18 protein-coding genes, 1 tRNA gene and 1 pseudogene are annotated in these 17,136 nt (G+C 33.4%); 2 read left to right on the forward strand and 18 right to left on the reverse strand.

The annotated features are described in order from the left end of the window. Window positions 1–4: 4 nt before the first annotated feature. Window positions 5–340 (forward strand): ATP synthase subunit c family protein, encoded by a 336-nt coding sequence (locus G581_RS0108305; RefSeq protein WP_028845426.1) that lies wholly within the window; start codon window positions 5–7, stop codon window positions 338–340. 191 nt (window positions 341–531) lie between these two features. On the opposite strand, the gene G581_RS11725 is transcribed toward G581_RS0108305, so the two are convergent. The 8 genes from G581_RS11725 to G581_RS0108345 form a co-directional block, all read right to left on the reverse strand. Continuing rightward, complete coding sequence (locus G581_RS11725; protein WP_204365494.1) at window positions 532–1,179, reverse strand: zinc dependent phospholipase C family protein; 648 nt, start codon at window positions 1,177–1,179, stop codon at window positions 532–534. Window positions 1,180–1,213: 34 nt separating this feature from the next. Further along, window positions 1,214–1,780: an aminoacyl-tRNA hydrolase gene (pth, locus tag G581_RS0108315; protein ID WP_028845428.1), complete on the reverse strand. Its 567-nt coding sequence runs from the start codon at window positions 1,778–1,780 to the stop codon at window positions 1,214–1,216. Window positions 1,781–1,790: 10 nt separating this feature from the next. After that, window positions 1,791–2,441, reverse strand: coding sequence for a 50S ribosomal protein L25 (locus G581_RS0108320; protein ID WP_028845429.1), 651 nt, complete (start codon window positions 2,439–2,441; stop codon window positions 1,791–1,793). Between the two features lie 15 nt (window positions 2,442–2,456). Continuing rightward, the gene (locus G581_RS0108325) at window positions 2,457–3,401 is read right to left on the reverse strand and encodes a ribose-phosphate pyrophosphokinase (protein WP_028845430.1); all 945 of its coding nucleotides are present in this window, start codon (window positions 3,399–3,401) and stop codon (window positions 2,457–2,459) included. A 54-nt stretch (window positions 3,402–3,455) separates the two neighbouring features. Further along, window positions 3,456–3,527, reverse strand: a tRNA-Gln gene (locus tag G581_RS0108330). Window positions 3,528–3,547: 20 nt separating this feature from the next. Next, window positions 3,548–4,399 carry a 4-(cytidine 5'-diphospho)-2-C-methyl-D-erythritol kinase gene (ispE, locus tag G581_RS11130; protein WP_051179094.1) on the reverse strand — a complete coding sequence of 284 codons (852 nt, stop codon included), beginning with the start codon at window positions 4,397–4,399 and terminating at the stop codon, window positions 3,548–3,550. Further along, entirely contained in the window at window positions 4,399–6,063 is a 1,665-nt protein-coding gene (locus G581_RS0108340; RefSeq protein WP_028845431.1) for a tetratricopeptide repeat protein, read from the reverse strand. The genes ispE and G581_RS0108340 overlap by 1 nt, the downstream gene beginning before the upstream one ends. A 276-nt stretch (window positions 6,064–6,339) precedes the next feature. After that, on the reverse strand, window positions 6,340–6,885 hold the full coding sequence (locus G581_RS0108345) for a ferredoxin domain-containing protein (RefSeq protein ID WP_028845432.1): 546 nt from the start codon (window positions 6,883–6,885) through the stop codon (window positions 6,340–6,342). A gap of 59 nt (window positions 6,886–6,944) precedes the next feature. On the opposite strand from G581_RS0108345, the gene uvrA reads away from it, so the two are divergent. After that, complete coding sequence (uvrA, locus tag G581_RS0108350; RefSeq protein ID WP_028845433.1) at window positions 6,945–9,701, forward strand: excinuclease ABC subunit UvrA; 2,757 nt, start codon at window positions 6,945–6,947, stop codon at window positions 9,699–9,701. Here uvrA and G581_RS11730 read toward each other — a convergent pair. The 10 genes and pseudogenes from G581_RS11730 to G581_RS12200 all read right to left on the reverse strand — a co-directional run. After that, window positions 9,690–10,802 (reverse strand): baeRF10 domain-containing protein, encoded by a 1,113-nt coding sequence (locus G581_RS11730; RefSeq protein ID WP_028845434.1) that lies wholly within the window; start codon window positions 10,800–10,802, stop codon window positions 9,690–9,692. The two genes, uvrA and G581_RS11730, sit on opposite strands and share 12 nt — an antisense overlap. Then, window positions 10,795–11,868 (reverse strand): AI-2E family transporter, encoded by a 1,074-nt coding sequence (locus G581_RS0108360; RefSeq protein WP_156875237.1) that lies wholly within the window; start codon window positions 11,866–11,868, stop codon window positions 10,795–10,797. The genes G581_RS11730 and G581_RS0108360 overlap by 8 nt, the downstream gene beginning before the upstream one ends. Before the next feature lie 8 nt (window positions 11,869–11,876). Next, on the reverse strand, window positions 11,877–12,563 hold the full coding sequence (locus tag G581_RS0108365) for a gamma-glutamyl-gamma-aminobutyrate hydrolase family protein (protein WP_028845436.1): 687 nt from the start codon (window positions 12,561–12,563) through the stop codon (window positions 11,877–11,879). Then, a complete protein-coding gene (locus tag G581_RS0108370; RefSeq protein WP_028845437.1) occupies window positions 12,560–14,113 on the reverse strand; it encodes an N-acyl-D-amino-acid deacylase family protein in 1,554 nt (517 codons plus the stop codon). Before G581_RS0108370 ends, G581_RS0108365 begins: the two co-directional genes overlap by 4 nt. Beyond that, window positions 14,114–15,328 (reverse strand): N-acetylmuramoyl-L-alanine amidase, encoded by a 1,215-nt coding sequence (locus tag G581_RS11140; RefSeq protein WP_051179095.1) that lies wholly within the window; start codon window positions 15,326–15,328, stop codon window positions 14,114–14,116. 4 nt (window positions 15,329–15,332) lie between these two features. After that, window positions 15,333–15,557, reverse strand: coding sequence for a NifU family protein (locus G581_RS0108380; RefSeq protein WP_028845438.1), 225 nt, complete (start codon window positions 15,555–15,557; stop codon window positions 15,333–15,335). 90 nt (window positions 15,558–15,647) lie between these two features. Beyond that, window positions 15,648–16,004: a DsrE family protein gene (locus G581_RS0108385; RefSeq protein ID WP_028845439.1), complete on the reverse strand. Its 357-nt coding sequence runs from the start codon at window positions 16,002–16,004 to the stop codon at window positions 15,648–15,650. Window positions 16,005–16,306: 302 nt separating this feature from the next. After that, window positions 16,307–16,615 carry a zinc ribbon domain-containing protein gene (locus tag G581_RS12460; RefSeq protein WP_083962678.1) on the reverse strand — a complete coding sequence of 103 codons (309 nt, stop codon included), beginning with the start codon at window positions 16,613–16,615 and terminating at the stop codon, window positions 16,307–16,309. Next, complete coding sequence (locus G581_RS11735; protein WP_028845440.1) at window positions 16,554–16,922, reverse strand: RNA-guided endonuclease InsQ/TnpB family protein; 369 nt, start codon at window positions 16,920–16,922, stop codon at window positions 16,554–16,556. Before G581_RS11735 ends, G581_RS12460 begins: the two co-directional genes overlap by 62 nt. A gap of 2 nt (window positions 16,923–16,924) precedes the next feature. Beyond that, window positions 16,925–17,136: pseudogene (locus tag G581_RS12200) on the reverse strand (RNA-guided endonuclease InsQ/TnpB family protein); the annotation flags it as partial.

Raw genomic sequence — 17,136 nt, forward strand, 5'->3', positions numbered from 1 at the left:
AATAATGAAAAAAGTTTTAATAACTATTTTATTAGCCAGTTTATTGCTTTCCGCCTCAGCAGTATTTGCTGCCGATGCATCTCCAGATGCTGCAAAACTAAATTATTACGGACTTGCAAGTCTTGGTGCATTAGTGGGAATTGGCCTTGCAGCAGCTGGTGGTGGTATTGGAATGGGGCATGGTTTAAGAGGAATCATGGAAGGCTCAGCAAGAAATCCTGGCGTTGCGGGTAAGCTTCTTACTACTTTCATTATTGGATTGGCACTGATTGAAACTTTGGTTATTTATGCCCTTGTTATCGTACTTATAACTTACTATGCAAATCCTTTTGTGAAGTAATTTTTTATTTTTTCTTTTTTTGGGGAGCTGTTGCTCCCCTTTTTTTGCAGTTCTATCTTTAATGATTTTACAGTTTAAGTAAATATTTAATATTTAAAAAAACACTTATATAAAAAAGGCTCTATTTTTTTATTATCTTACCCTGCCCTATAGATAGGACAATAAAAAGAGTTTTTTAAATGTGTTTTAAATTAATTATGTGGTGGAAGATTAATTATTTCTGAATTTTCTCTGTTATTTAACAACTCTATCATTGCAGATAAGGATTTCAAATGCAATGAATCAAATAATTCTGTATTTTTTAATTCTCCAATATTAAAAGCTGAAAGAAAAATTAAAGATTTATAAATTTTTGTATTTGTTTTCAAAGATAGAAAATTGCTGCTTACGGCCTGTTCAAAAAATTTTTCGCTTGTTTTTTTAACCTTTTTGTTAATGGTCATAATCTGTATCCAGTAATACCTATCAATAATTCTATCTGCCTTGAGCTCAAATAATGTATGCTTAAGAGTGGTTAAATTTTTAATATCATTATGAAGTACTGCATCAGCAGCCAGATGAGTTAAATATCCATAGGCAAAAGATGTTTCTTCCGGAATTTTAGCTTCCTTAAGCAGTCTAAGCCCGGTTTTCCATGAATGAGGATTTTTATCCTCAGGTAGATATTTTTTACCAATTACTATATCAGGTATTAGATTTCCATAGATAAAATATTCTTTATAATGTTTTAATGTAGTGAGTAATTCTGCAGGAAGCATGGCAGGAACGAAAAATATTTGTTGAGATAAATATGCATGAGTCAGAGGCCCCCACGCGTAGGCTGATTCAGGAAGTATCAAAATAATAAAAAATAAAACAATCCAGACCATAATCTTAATTTCTGTTATAAATAGTCATAGCTTTATCAACACCCTCATTAATTATAACAATAATTGCATCTGCTGCCTGAGAAATTTTCTCTTTAATAACAGCCTGTTGTTCCTTTGTAAATGGACTGAGCACATAATCTGAACCATCCTGAAAGAGGTCTTTACCAATACCTATTTTTACTCTTATAAAATTATTAGTACCAAGACTGTCAATAATTGACTGCACTCCCTTGTGCCCTCCTGATGAACCATTTTTCTTTATTTTAATTTTCCCAATCGGCAAATCCATATCATCATGGATGACAATTAAAGAGTCTGGCAGCGAATTTATTATAGTTTTATTTATTACTTTTTTTACAACGTTACCACTTAAATTCATATAAGTAGCTGGCTTTATCATGACAATATCATGATTTTCAACTCTGCCTTCTGCAATAAAGTAATCATATTTATTTCTAAACTCTGAAAAGTTGTATTTTCTTACTAATGCATCAACTACCATAAATCCAACATTATGCTTTGTTTTAGCATATTTTCTACCAGGATTTCCCAGCCCTACAACAACTATCATTCAAATGTTTCTATTTTTCTTCTTCAGATTCTTCTTCGGCTTTCTTGCCTTTCTTTATAACCTCAGGTTCAGCTGGTTCTTCTTCTATAACTGGCGCAATCTCTTCTTCTGCTTCAACTGTAACTGTTGCAATAACATCTTCAGGATTTGATATTAGTTTTATTTCCTCTTCAAATATAATATCTTTTACGTGTATAGCATCTCCAACTTTTAATGCAGAAACATCAACTTCAATATGACCAGGTATTTTTTCAGGAATTGCCTCGATTTCAATTTCTGAAATTACATGCTGAAGAACTCCCTTATCTTCTTTTGTTCCTATTGGTTCACCAACAAGAACAACCGGTACTGAAACCCTGATTTTTTCAGTAGCACTAACTTCCATAAAATCAACATGTAATAGTTTTCCACTAACAGGATCAACCTGATAATCCTGGAGTATTGCTTTTTTTTCACTTCCATTCATTTTAAGTGTAACGAATAATTTTTCCCTTGTGGCGATGTTCATAAATCCTGTAAGTTCCTTTTTAGATACCTGAACAGGAGTTGACTGCCCGCTTTTATAAATAACACATGGAATAATTCCCTGATTTCTTAACTGTCTTGCAACTCCTTTTCCTGTCCTTTCTCTTTTTTCTACATTTAAAACAAATTTCTCCATTCTATTTCTCCTCCTTTATACAAATAGTGAACTTATTGAAGTTTCTTCATGAATTCTTTTTATGGCTTCTCCTAAAAGATATGCAACTGTAAGAACTTTTATTTTGGGACATCTTTCTTTTTTATCATAAACTGGAATTGTATCAGTCACTATCATTTCTTCCAAAACTGAATTATTAATTCTATCGATTGCAGGACCTGACAATACTGCATGAGTACAAGCAGCAAAAACTCTTTGTGCACCATTATCTTTTAATGCCTGAGCAGCCTGAATCATTGTTCCACCTGTATCAATCATATCATCAATTATTAAAGCATCCTTATCTTTCACGTCACCAATAACATGCATGACCTTTGATACATTTGGAGCATCCCGCCTTTTGTCAATTATTGCCAGAGGTGCGTTGATTTTTTTTGCAAATGTTCGTGCTCTTTCTGTTCCTCCTGCATCAGGTGATACTACGATTATATTGTTAACAAGATTATTTTTTTTCAGATAATCCAGAATTACAGGAGCAGCATAAAGATGATCTACAGGAATATCAAAAAATCCCTGAATCTGTCCAGCATGCAGGTCAATTGAAAGCACTCGGTTAGCTCCAGCAGTTGCTATCAAGTTTGCCACAAGCTTTGCTGATATAGGTACGCGTGGTTGCACCTTTCTATCCTGTCTTGCATAACCATAGTATGGCATAACTGCTGTTATTCTTCTTGCAGAGGCTCTTTTCAGTGCATCAATTATTAAAAGAACTTCCATAAGGTTATGATTTACAGGTGTACAAGTTGGCTGAATAACAAAAGCATCAGAACCGCGTACATTTTCTTTAATCTGAACCATTATTTCTCCATCGCTAAAACTGCTTACAGTTGTCTCAGTTAAAGGAATTTCTAAATAATCACTCACCTTTTTTGCAAGCTCAGGATTGGCATTTCCAGTGATCAATTTAATACCATCAGGCATTGTGTCAACTCCTTATAATAAAATTTACTTCTTTTTTACAATCTTTACTACTGACTGGGGAGGCAGGATTCGAACCTGCGGATGGCGGATCCAAAATCCGCTGCCTTGCCACTTGGCGACTCCCCAATTAAGTAACCTGAAATCCTCTAATACGACGTTAAAGTCTGAACCACTTTGCACCAGTATCCCTCAAAAATTTTTAATGTTTCATTAGCATCAACTTCGTTATTAAAAACACCAAATACTGTAGAACCACTACCGCTCAACAGGCTCATCAGAGCACCCGCTTCTAATAATTTCTTCTTGATTTTTTCTATTTCAGGATATTTCCTGGAAACACTTTTTTCTAAATCATTCCAAGAATGAAAATTAGAATAAGCTCCCTCATATAAAAGTAGATATAACTGCCAAATATTATTATTTATTTTTTTATATTCTGTTGTCAATTCAGTTTCTAAATTTAAAAATTCATATGCCCATTTAGTAGAAATACTGAACTTGGGTTTAACAATTACAAGTGTATATGATTTTTCAATTTTTAAAGGCTTAATTATATCCCCACGGCCTTCAACAATACAGAGAGGAAGATTAAAGAAAAAAGGAACATCACTACCTATAGAAGCACCTATTTCCTGCAAGGTATTTACACCAAGATTAAGGCCCCATAGTTCATTTAAAGCTTTTAAAGTGGTAGCTGCATCAGAGCTTCCACCTCCAAGTCCAGCACCTATTGGAATCTGTTTATGCAGTGTTACTTTTATACCTTTTTTAATTCCTGTATACTGCTGTAACGCTATGATAGCTTTATAAATAAGATTATTCACTCTTTTTATTGGTAGTTCTGTCTGAATTTCGATACCTGAGGAAGGCTCAAAAATTAATGTATCATAAAGATCTATGGCATGCATAAGTGAAATGATATCGTGATAGCCATCATTTCTTTTATTTAAAACTGATAAAGCCCAGTTTATTTTGGCAAAAGCTTTGTAGGTGAGCATTAATTTTTTATAAGCTGATTAAGATCCTTTATTTTTTTCTCTAATCTTTCTTTAACGCCTTCTTCTTTTTCATGATACTTCATTGCTTCTTGCCAAGTTTTTAAGGCTTCTTTATAGTTTCCAAGTTCTTTGTATATATCTCCAAGATGTTCAAGAATAACAGGATCATCCTTTACATATTTTATTGCTTCAAGAAGATACTTCAAAGCATTTTGTTTATCGCCAAGTTTAAAATAAACCCATCCAAGACTGTCAATATAGTATCCGTTGTTTGGTTTCAGTTCAACCGCTTTTTCAATTAAAGAACGAGCCTCTTTAAGATTAATACCTCTATCAGCATAGCTATAGCCAAGATAGTTAAGGGCTTCTGCATTGTCAGGGTCAAGAGAAATTGCTTTTTTCATAAATTTTTCTGTTTCTTCAAACTGACCAAGTTTATCAAAAACAACTCCTGCCACAAAATTTACATCTGGATTATCAGGAAATTTAGATATAGCTTTATCAATATACTGCTTTGCCTTTTGATAATCCTTTAAATCCAACGCAGTCTCAGCAGCATAAATATAAATTTCAGGGATATTCTCAGCAAACTGCAAGATTTCATCATATATGTTCAATGCCTCTGTAAGTTTTTTCTGCTTAAAATAAACTGTGGCAAGATTCAAAAATGCATTAATTTGTTTTGGATTAATAGAAATAATATGTTTTAAAACTTGCTCTGCTTCATCTAATTTGCCTGTTTCAATGTAAACAAGAGAAAGGTAATACATTAAATTCAAATCATTGGGATGCTTTGATAAAAGATATTCAAGCTCTTCAGTAGCCTTATCATACTGCTTTGTCTGTAAATAAAGCAGTGCCAGTTTTTCATGAATCTCTTCAGGTTCAGATTTTTGTCCTTTAAGTGTTTCAAGCTCTTTTATTGCTTCATCATATGATTTCTGAGAGAGATATAAACTTATCAATCTTTCCCTAGCAAAAAGATTTTCAGGATTTAATTCCAATGCTTTTTTGAAACATTTTTCTGCTTCTTTAAAATTTCCTTCAAGTTCTTCTACTGCTCCAAGATTTGTATATGCAGGTTCATAATCGGGATTTATTTTAAGAATTGTTTTAAATTTTTCTCGTGCTGATTTGAAATCCTTTTTTTCAATATAAATCACTCCAAGAAAATGTAGAGCCATTATATTTTCAGAATCTTCCTTAAGTATTTTTTCAAAGGTCTCAATGGCTTTATCATACATGCCAGAGATAAGATACAGATTTCCAATTTTTGAAAGAACTTCAATTTTATTTGGGGATTTATCAAGAATTTTTTCATATACCTTAACAGCTTCATTAACATTTCTTTCTTTCATATAAATTGCAGCAAGAACCTTCAAAGCTTCAATATTTTCTGAATCTTCATTCAAAACTTCATCGGTGTATTGTCTTGCCATTTCTAAATTATCAGTTTTTAAATATGAATCAGCTAAAATGACTTTAAGAAGTTTTGATGAGGGATCAGTTTTTAAAGCTTCTTTATAATAATTGATAGCGTTATTGAAATCCTCATTTATGACTGAATAATATCCCGCTATAAAATTGAAATAAGCCTGCTCTTCCTGAGCGTGGGTTAAAATTGGTATAAAGATGCAAAAAAGAATAAGAATAATATAACGCATACAGTATTATGGCATACTTTAAATGAATAAAAAAAGAGGGAGTTAAAAGACTCCCTCTTTTTTTAAAATTAGCATGAACTCTTGCACTTGCAGGTAGATACGGATTTGCCTGAAACTTTCTTAATCATTTCAAACACCTCCCTTTCATAGGGATCTACACCTCTTCATGAGGCTTTATACACTTCATAATTAAATTATATCAATTTTTTACAAAAAATGTTTAAAATTTATTTAAAATTTTCAAAGAATTAAGTAACTATGCGGAAAAGATAAAAATTAAACAGGTTTTCTATCAAAGAAAATATTCTTGCCCTTCACACTTAAAGGAATACCAAGTATCACCTGTGCATTCATAAGCTTGAGTCTTCTTGCAGCAGCACCCACAGTATACATAACTCTATTGTCAACTCCGAGTTCTTTGGCAACAGAGACTACCGAACCTATTGCAATTCCAAGATCTACCGCTCTAATTGTACAGACAGGGCCAGAATACTCAAGTTCATGAGCTTTCTGTTTAAGAATTGTTTTACAGTCATATCCACATGCACCGCAATTGACACCGGCAGGTTTTTTAAAATTCAAACCGATAAGTATGACTGCTTCAGAATCTCTAACATTCTGAGCATCTCTTTTAAAAAATTTATATACATCTCCTCTGTCTCCGATGCTATCCAGCTCCTGAGCAAGTTTGTCCTTTTCTTTTTCTGTTACAACTCCTGTAATGATTTCATCTTCTCCTTTTGCCTTTGGTGCTGTTCTGGCAGAAATTAACATTATTTTTGCCACAGTTTCAATTACCTCTTTTTCTGGATTAAGCTTCATTGCTAACACCTCCTTAACCAATATTGATTTAATATTTTACCATACAGTTAGAATATAGGATGCACAATTCTAAGAGAGAGAGTTATCTTATAATTAAAGGAGCACGACAGAATAACTTACAGAATATAGATTTATACATCCCTCACAATAAATTAACAGTTATAACTGGAATCTCAGGGTCTGGGAAATCCTCTCTTGCCTTTGATACAATTTATGCTGAAGGGCAATGGCGTTTTATTGAATGCATGTCAAGTTATGCGAGAGTTTTCATTGAAAAACTTCCAAAACCTGATGTTGATTTAATAGACAATATCAGACCCTCAATAGCACTTGAACAGAGAAATCCTGTTAAAGGTTCAAGAGCAACTGTTGGAACTCATAGTAATATTTATGATTATCTGCGAATACTTTTTTCAAAAATAGCAAAACCATTCTGTCCGAAATGTCATATAGAACTGAAATCATGGAATCCTTCGTTGATAGCTCAAGAGCTTTTAAGCAAATTTTATAATAAAAGAGCATTTATTATTTTTGAAAGCAGGGAAGAAATTGAAAAACTCATTCAGCTTGGATTTTCAAGAGTTTTAATATTTCAAAATGAGAACCCTCTAGTCATGGAAATGTCAGAAATTAAAGAACCCAATAATAATTCAAAAATGGTAATTACTGATAGATTGAGAATTACTGACAGCATAAGACTTACTGATTCACTTGAGGCAGCATTTAAAATGGGAGATGTTAAAATTTACATTGTTGAAGACAATAAATTACTCAGTTTTTTCTCTGAGCCTGTCTGCCATCAGTGCGGAATGAAAGCTCCAGATCCTTCACCAATGCTTTTTTCATTTAATCATCCCCATGGAGCCTGCCCTGAGTGTAAGGGATTTGGTTATGTTCTGGTATATGATGAACATTACATAATTCCTGATAAAGAACTTTCTCTTAATGAAGGAGCGGTTGAAATATGGGAAAGACCAACTCTAAAATGGTGGAAAAAACAACTTATCAAAGGAACGAAACTTTCAGGTATAAACATAAATCTGCCTTACAGATCTCTGCCTGAAGAACATAAAAAACTAATTTTTACAGGAAATCAATATTTTTATGGAATAAATGATTTTCTTGAAGAACTCGAAAAAAAGAGATATAAAGTTCATGTACGCGTTTTTCTTTCAAGAATCAGAAAGCCTGTTCTGTGCTCCCGGTGTAAAGGAAAAAGACTTAATGAAGCAGCGCTGATGTTCAAGATAGACGGGGTTGATATCGGAGACTTGAACTTCATGTCAATAAGCCAGCTCAAACAATGGATTAATTCATTAAATCTGTCTGTGCAAGAAGATACAATTGCAGAAGAACCTGTAAGACAAATTTTAATGAATCTTGAATTCCTTGAACGAGTCGGTCTTAACTATTTAACACTTGACAGACAGATCAAGACTCTTTCTGGAGGAGAATATCAGAGACTTAATATATCTAATCAGTTATCAAACAAACTCACATCTACCCTTTATGTTCTTGATGAACCAACAGTTGGATTACACCCAAGAGACACAGACAGAATTGTCAAAGTTTTAAAAGAGCTTACAGACTATGGAAATACAGTTATAGTTGTGGAGCATGACAAAGATGTTATATCACATGCAGACTGGATAGTTGAGCTCGGACCAGAAGGTGGAAGACAGGGAGGCAAGGTGATCTATTCAGGAGAAATAAACAATTTTTTGAATTTTAACTCTTATACAGCTAATTACCTGAAAACATCAGAATTTGCTCCTGTAAAAAATCAAGAGATAGCTTTTAAAAATTTCATAACTTTGAAAAAATCAACTGGACACAATCTAAAAAATATCACAGTTCACTTCCCGATGAACGCTCTTACTGTTGTAACAGGAGTTTCTGGTTCTGGAAAGAGTTCTCTAGTGGTTGATACATTTTATAAGGCTGTTGCGGGCAAATTGGGTATTGATAATCAGGAGCCTCTCGAGTTTGAAGAAATTGAAGGAATAACAAATATTAAAACAATAAAGTTAATTGACCAGTCTCCAATTGGACGAACTCCAAAGTCAATGCCAGTTACATATCTGGGTATTTACAGTAAAATACGCGATATTTTTGCATCTAAAAAAGAAGCTAAAATAAGAGGTCTGTCTCCTGGTGCCTTTTCAGTAAATAGTGCGTTAGGTTATTGTCCCGCCTGCAAAGGAGAAGGATATATTCGAGTGCAGATGTATTTTTTTGAGGACTTATTTCTATCATGTGAAGAATGTGAGGGAAAAAGGTTTCGGAAAGAAGTACTGGAAGTAAAATATAAAGACAAAAATATACACGAAGTTCTATCAATGAGCTTTGATGAAGCCTACGAATTTTTTTATGAAGACCATGGGTTGTGCGAAAAAATAAAAATTATCAGAGAACTTGGACTTGGGTATCTATTATTAGGACAGCCAGCAACCACTCTTTCTGGAGGTGAAGCTCAACGAATCAAAATATGTAATGAGATTCTCAACTCACTTACGGGTAAAAAGTCTTCACTTAAAGGCTTTATTTACATACTTGATGAACCAACTGTTGGACTTCATTATGAAGATGTAAAAAAATTTCTCAATATCATTAAAAGACTGCTTGATAAATCTGCAACAGTAATTATAATTGAACACAATCTTCAGGTTATAGCTCAGGCTGACTGGATTATTGATCTTGGACCAGAAGGTGGAAATGAAGGAGGTTACCTTCTTTATGAAGGAAACCTCCAAAACTTTTTAAAAATTAAAAATTCATACACTGCAACATATTTAAGAAAACATCTAAAATCTTAAAAAAGCCCCTACGCCACCATATTCAAGAAGTTTTCCTCTGTCTTTTTCATCTTTGACAACTTCAACCAGTGCTGATTGAGCAAGTGCCATTTCTGTTGCTCTTTCTATTAAATCCTCAGATTTCATAACACAGCCACCGCATTCCATACAGCATTCAACAGACTGAGTTGTCGCAAATCCACAATTCTGACAGATAAATCCTCCAACTTTATGATCTTTTGAAATCACCAGTTTCATAACTCTCTTGTCTCTTAAATATTTAAGAACATCATCAACTCCTATCACAGCATTCTCATTTTTCAATGCCTTTATAATAAGCTCAGAAACGGTTTCTTTTTCTTTTAATTTTTCATATTCTTCAATAAATGGAAGCACTTTCTCAAGAACCTCATCTTTTGAAGCATATTTTTCTAAATTAACTCTTCCTATTATCTTGGATTTTATTTCATCAGGAAGTAGTCCCATTAATTCAGAAATTGCCTCATCAGGTCCAGCAATAATAAGTCTCCGAATATCTTTATCTTTAAGGAAGCTATCAAATTTATCAAGGACATCCTTTAAATGCATTTTTACATGATAATCAATGTGTCTTTCATATCTTTTCTCTGCAAGAGCAAACCAGCCACCTTTTTTATGTTTTCCGGGTACATCTTCATGATGAACAATACCATATTCTTCAATATCACCCAAAAAGACTAAAAACACCCTTGCTGTCTTTTTATCAACAAGAAGAACACCATACTTCTGATAGTTATCGAGCAAATCAAAAAGAGGAGAGGTATAAGGTGTTCTATCAATAACCAGATCATCATTAAGTTCCACATTTAAATCATATCTCACCCAGAGGTCTTTTTTAACACAACTGTAAACAACAACTGATTTTTTAAAAGACTCTCTTTCACTTTGTAAAAATGATTCTATTTTATCTATATCTTCTTTACAGGCATTGTAATCTGCTTTGTTTTTTACAAGATTTTTAAACTTTGATAGATATGCCTGTTTTTTTCTTTCCTGAGGAGAAACATTCAAAAAAAGGCTAACCACAAAGGCATCATCGAAATGTAATTTCTCAAGTTCTTCTAAATCCTTTCTTTCAAACATCTTCCGCACCTCCTATAAAGTTCTTAAGAATCTCTAAAAATGAAACAAAAAGACTAAAAACAAGCGGACCAATTATAAATCCAATAAGTCCAAACACCTTGATACCACCAAGAACAGAAAGAAAAATAAATATAAGAGGTAATTTTACTTTACCTTTTATTATAACAGGTTTAAGAACATTATCAATCGAGCTTATTATTAATGCACCTACAACTGCAAGAATTATACCTTTCATAATAAATCCCTTCGCCAGCAGATAAAAGGCAGTAGGTCCCCATACCGCAAAAGCTCCTAAAATAGGAATAAACGATGCAACAGCTGTTGCAAATCCCCAGAGCGTCGATGAAGGAATATCAAGAAAATAAAAAGTTACACCAAGAATAGTTCCCTGAAGCATCGCGATTAATATGCCTCCATAAAAAGTTGTATAAACTATGTTTTTAATTTGACGCCTTATTGAAACTTTATCTATCTCAGAAAAAGGTAAAAATTCTCCAATCTTTTTAACAAAATGCTCTCCATCCTTTAGAAAGAAAAAAGCCATAAAAAATGTTAATACCATATTGACAACTAAATTAACTATATCACTGAAACCATGAGCAATCTTCAAAGCTCCTTCCTTCATCAGATTTCCAAGCTCATTTTTAATAAAGATCTCAATTGATGTAATATCACTACCTGTAATAAAACTTAATCTTTCCAGTATTTTTGAAAGTAGTGGATTAGCCATAATGTTATTTACCAGCTCAAATAGATTCACTCCTCTTATCAGCTCTCCAGCTTCAATGACTATCTGATAAGAAATATACAACAGCGGAAAAAGAAACAGCACTATTACCAACAATATGGTCAAAAGAGCAGACACTCCTTTAAATTTAATAAATTTAGTCAGATAGTCAAACACAGGTTGAAACACAAGAGAAATAACTATAGCCCAACCACCTGATGCAAGAAACGATTTAAGAATCTGATAATTAATATAACCAAGTATGCCAATAAAAAATAGTAAAATCCAGATATAAAAGTTTCTTTCAAGAGAAAGTCGGTATTTTCTTGATGGGCTCATATTTTTTATTATATCTTTTTTGAAAAAGATTGCCAAAGGACTAAAGAAGCTTTGCCTGGATGCCTTTCAGGATGCCACTGTACTCCAACAAAAAAAGGATGTCCTTTAAGATAAAAACCTTCTATAACTCCATCCTTTGCCATACAAAATATCTTAAGCCCTTCTCCTATGGATTTAATAGCCTGATGATGAGAGCTATTAACTGTAAATTCTCCTTTATTTAAAATAAAATCGTCAATTACCCGAATTCCATGATCATTAGATGTATGATTAATTTCTGTTTCAAGATTCTGATAAAGAGTTCCACCAAAAAATATATTCATAAGCTGCATTCCATAGCATATTCCTAAAACAGGCTTTTCAGTTTTGATAAAAATTTTTAGGAGCTCTATCTCTGCTTTTACTCTTTTATCAGGAACAAGAGATTTACATGCTATGTTTTTCTCTCTATAAAACTCAGGATTGATATCTCCTCCACCTGAAATTATTAATGCAGATATTTTTTCGACAAGACCGTGAATAATAGCTTCAGAAGCAATAATCTCTTTGGTATCAGGGGCTGATGTAGATGGAATGATCATATCTGGTGAAATAACAAGAGGGATAAAACCAAGTCTGACAATACTATTAATGTAGTCCCTGTTTAAGTAAAGCTTTTTGTCATCAATGCTGCAAGTAATTCCAATAAATTTCATAATAAAACCTTTCCATTTCTTTTACCTGTAAGTGTACCATCCTCTACAGCAATTTCACCATTGACAATTACATATTTAATCCCTTTTGAAACATTGAATGGTTCTGTAAAAGTAGCTCTATCTTCAATTTCAGCAGGGTTAAAAATAACTATATCTGCACAATAACCTTCTTTTATAAGACCTCTTTTTCCAATTCTGAAGGTCTTTGCAGGTAGATATGTAATTTTTCTAATTGAGTCCTGAAGGCTTAATAAACCTCTATCAAGAATATATTTTTTTATAAATCTCGGAAAACTCCCAAATCCTCTTGGATGAGGTTTACCTTTCGCTGTTATTCCACTACTACATCTTGCAGAACTATCCGTACCAATCATTACATAGGGTTGAGATAAAATCTTCTCAAGATTTTCTTCCTTCATTCCAAAATAAATCACTCCAACATAGAGATTTGAACGAATTAAGATATCACATATAAATTGTGAGGCTGATTCTAAATCTGTAAGTTCACCTAATCTTTTGCCTTCTATTTTTTTGTCTTTTTCATAGGCAACATCAGAAATTAAGAGACTGTTTAAAAAGTCCATACCACGCTGTTTAAGGTATTCTTTAATCTTTTTCCTTACAGTATCGCTTCTGAGTCTTTTTATAATATCATCTCTTGTTCCTTCTACTATCCATGATGGTAGCATTGCGTCAAGATCTGTTGCAGAAGCTATATAAGGATACCTGTCTGCTGATATTTTAAGCCCCTCTTTTTTTACATCTTCTATCATTTTTAAAACTGAATCAATCTTCCACCAGTTTCCTTTTCCAGATGTCTTAAGATGCGAGATGTGAACAGAAACACCTGCCATACGTCCAATTAATATAGTCTCCTCCAAAGCCGCAAAAAGCTTATCTCCTTCGCTCCTCATATGTGTTGTATAAATACCTTTAAATTTTTTTAAAGTTCTTGCAAGTTCCAGAATTTCTTCACTGTCAGCAAACATTCCAGGAGGATATATCAATCCAGTTGAAAGCCCTTTTACACCAGATAAAAGCTCTTTATATAAAAGTTCTTTCATTTTCTTAATGTCTTTTTTCTTGACTTTGATGTTTTTATAACCAATTATCGAGCCTCTGATATTTCCATGACCGCAAAGAGTGGCAAAATTAATTGCTGGTCTGACCCTTTCCAATTGAGAAATATATTCCTGAATAGTATTCCAGGGAGTCAGCTCAAGTGAGGTTAACTCAGGAAGTTTCCTTTCAACAACCTCTCCAATCATTGGACTGCAGGAAACTCCACAGTTACCGTTTATTTCAGTAGTAATTCCCTGAGTAATCTTTCCCTCTGCTTCAGGAGCAGCAAGAATTGTAAACTCAGAATGTGAGTGAGTATCAATAAAACCAGGAGTAAGAATTAACCCATTTGCATTGACAATTCTTTCAGCAGAAAATTTTTCTTTACCAATATATACAATTTTATCGTCTTTTATTCCTATGTTGGCTTTAAAGAAATCTTTGCCGGTTCCATCCAGTATAGAAGCATTTTCTATGAATAAATTCATCTAAAGGTTTGTCTTCTCTTTTTTATTTTGAATTTTTTTAGTATTTGTTTTAACTGGTGAAGAATTATGTTTTGTATATTTTACTTTTTTAATCTGGTCTGTCTTTATAAAATAGTTTTTTATCCCCTCAACAAGTGATTGTGCTATCTTCATTCTGTATGATTCATCATCGAGCAGTCTCTCCTCTTCAGGATTACTGATATAAGAAATCTCAAGAAGACATGAAGGCATCTGTGCTCCCACCAGTACATAGAAAAGAGCCTGTTTTACTCCATTATTATGTCTGGAAAAATCGTTTTTTAGCTCATCTGCCATAGAATTGTGAATATATCCTGCAAGGCGAACAGAATCATCTCGTTTTGCCTCTCTTTCTAAAGATGCCAGCATAAAGCCCAGTTCTCCCTTGAGTTGCTTCATCTTTTTCACAGAAATTGCGTTTTCCCTGGCCGCAACTCTTATAGCTTCCTCATCATCTGTCCAGTTGAGCAGATATGTTTCAACGCCACGAGCATAAGAATTTGTAGAAGCATTCGCATGAATTGAAATAAAAAGGTCCGCATTTATTTTATTGGCAATTTCTGTCCTCTTATTTAAAGGTATAAAAATATCTTGATCTCTTGTCAGTACAATGTCATATTGCGGATCAGATCTTAAAAGTTCTCTTACTTTTAAAGCAACATCAAGAACAACATCTTTCTCTTTTAACCCAGTTGGACCTATCGCTCCTGGGTCTTTCCCTCCATGCCCTGGATCAATAACAATTGTTCTTTTTAAAGAAATTTTTGATTCTTTTTTCTTTTCGAGTTCTTTTAATGATTGTTTACTCCCTCCTTTAAGATATATATCAATAACTATTCGAAATGGGTTTTCAAGCTGGATAACTTTAAATTCATAATCAGGTTTTAATAATTCAAATACTATCCTTACAGTGCTAGTATCAAACTGACCAACACGAATTTTATTAACAACAGAATTATTAACTAAAAATTCTTTTCTGGCTTCTTTATTAAGAAGAGACTTTTTTATATCGAAAAAAACTCTTTCTGGATTTTTAAGTTGTCCTCTTGCAAACTCAACAACTCCATTTGTCTCAACTACTACTCTTACTCCCTGCGAAAGTTCATAATATCGTATATCCTTTATCTGGAATCTTTCTTCTGCCCATGTCCAGGATAAAGGAATTAATAAGAATAAAATTATAAAAATTCTGGACATTACGCTAAACAGCTACAACTTCTTTAACCTCTGGAATCTCAGTTTTCAGATTCTTTTCAACCCAGTTTTTTAGTGTCAATGTTGCCATTGGACATGTTCCACATGCTCCCTTTAGTTTCACATAAATTACATCTTCTTTGATATCAACAAGATCAATGTTTCCTCCATCTGCCATGAGACCAACTCTGATTTTGCCGAGAATCTGTTCAACTTTTGCTCTGTCAATCATAATAAAGATCCTCCTGCTTTTATTTTTAAATTCATTATACCATCAATTATAATTTATTTCGCAAGAATATGAATATTGCACTCAATTCATTCATGGTTTTACATAAGCATAACCTTCCTGCTGTTTTTTTATAATTTCTGTAATTCCAGCTGGAACCACCGTTACAAAGGAAGGTAATTTGTCTTCATTTATACAGATCACATTATCTGCACACATCTTTTTTAGAGAGTTTCTGCATGCAATAAATTTTACACCTTTTTCAGAAAGGGCTTTCATTATCTTAATCTTCTCATCATCAACATAAGCAGAGACAGAAGCACCATTGGCAAGAACTACAATATCAGCATTATCTTCTCCCACATCTTTAATAAGATTTGTAATATTTCCAAGAGCCACATTCCATTTTTCATTTTCATTTACATGGAATAAAACTTTAAGCTTTGCCATCATAACCTCCTCCAAAATTAAATTAGAAGCGATGTTTTAAAAAAACAGAGTTTCTTTATAAAAAAGATCGCCCTGCCATTGCTCATAAGCTTTTTGAGCGATTTATAGCATACATTGAAAACTGCCTCTTGATTGTGCATTATTATCATTATCTTTAGTTTGAATAAGATATTTTTTATAATAACTTTTTTATTTTATCATATGACATGTGACATATATAATGCTATATCTACTTTCTGTATGAGTTTATTTTTATATGGTATCCCGATAAACATCTTGATAAGATTTAACAGTACCGTGAACTACCCCGCCCTTACGGGCAGGGCTTCCTGGTTCGTAGAGGTCTGTATCCAAACCTCTCCCCAGGCGTTACTTCCCGCAGTTCCTGCGGTAGATTTCAGTAAAATATTTCGAGCAGCATTGTAGTCTCTATCTATAACAACATTACAGAAAGGGCATCTGTGTATCCTATCTGCAAGTGTCTTGTCAACAGGTTGACCACAAACACTGCACTTGATGCTCGTATATTGAGGGGACTCCTTCTCTATCTTACAACCAGCTTCTTCCGCTTTGTATGTAAGATAATTGAGAAACTGTCCCCCATCCAGCATCAGAAATATGCTTTGCAAGATGGTGGTTTTTGACCATTCCCTTTATATTCAGATCCTCTATTGCTATAAAACCATAAGTATCTACAAGTTTACGAGAAACTTTATGATGAAAATCAGATCTCTGATTTCTAATTTTAACATGAAGTCTGGCAACAGATTGTCTTGCCTTCTTTCTGTTGTTTGCCCCCCTCTTTTTGTTGGAAAGTTGTCTTTGTTTCTGGATAAGTTTTTTTTCGGACTTAACGAGATATTTAGGGTTCTCTATAGCTTCACCATCCGATGTAACAGCAAAAGATTTAATGCCCATATCTATACCAATAGCTTTATCAGGGATGGGTTTTTAACTGGTTCATACAAGGCAGAAAAACAGGCATACCACCTGTTACATTCTCTTTTGATGGTGCAGGTTTTAACAGTGCCATCAATATTCCTATGCAGTTTAATCTTAATAGTTCCTATCCTGGAAAGTTTAAGCCCTTGCGGGGTTATCTGAAATGCAGGTTGTTGTGGGTATGTGATAG

The organism is Thermodesulfovibrio thiophilus DSM 17215 (assembly GCF_000423865.1).
Classification (GTDB): Bacteria; Nitrospirota; Thermodesulfovibrionia; order Thermodesulfovibrionales; family Thermodesulfovibrionaceae; genus Thermodesulfovibrio; species Thermodesulfovibrio thiophilus.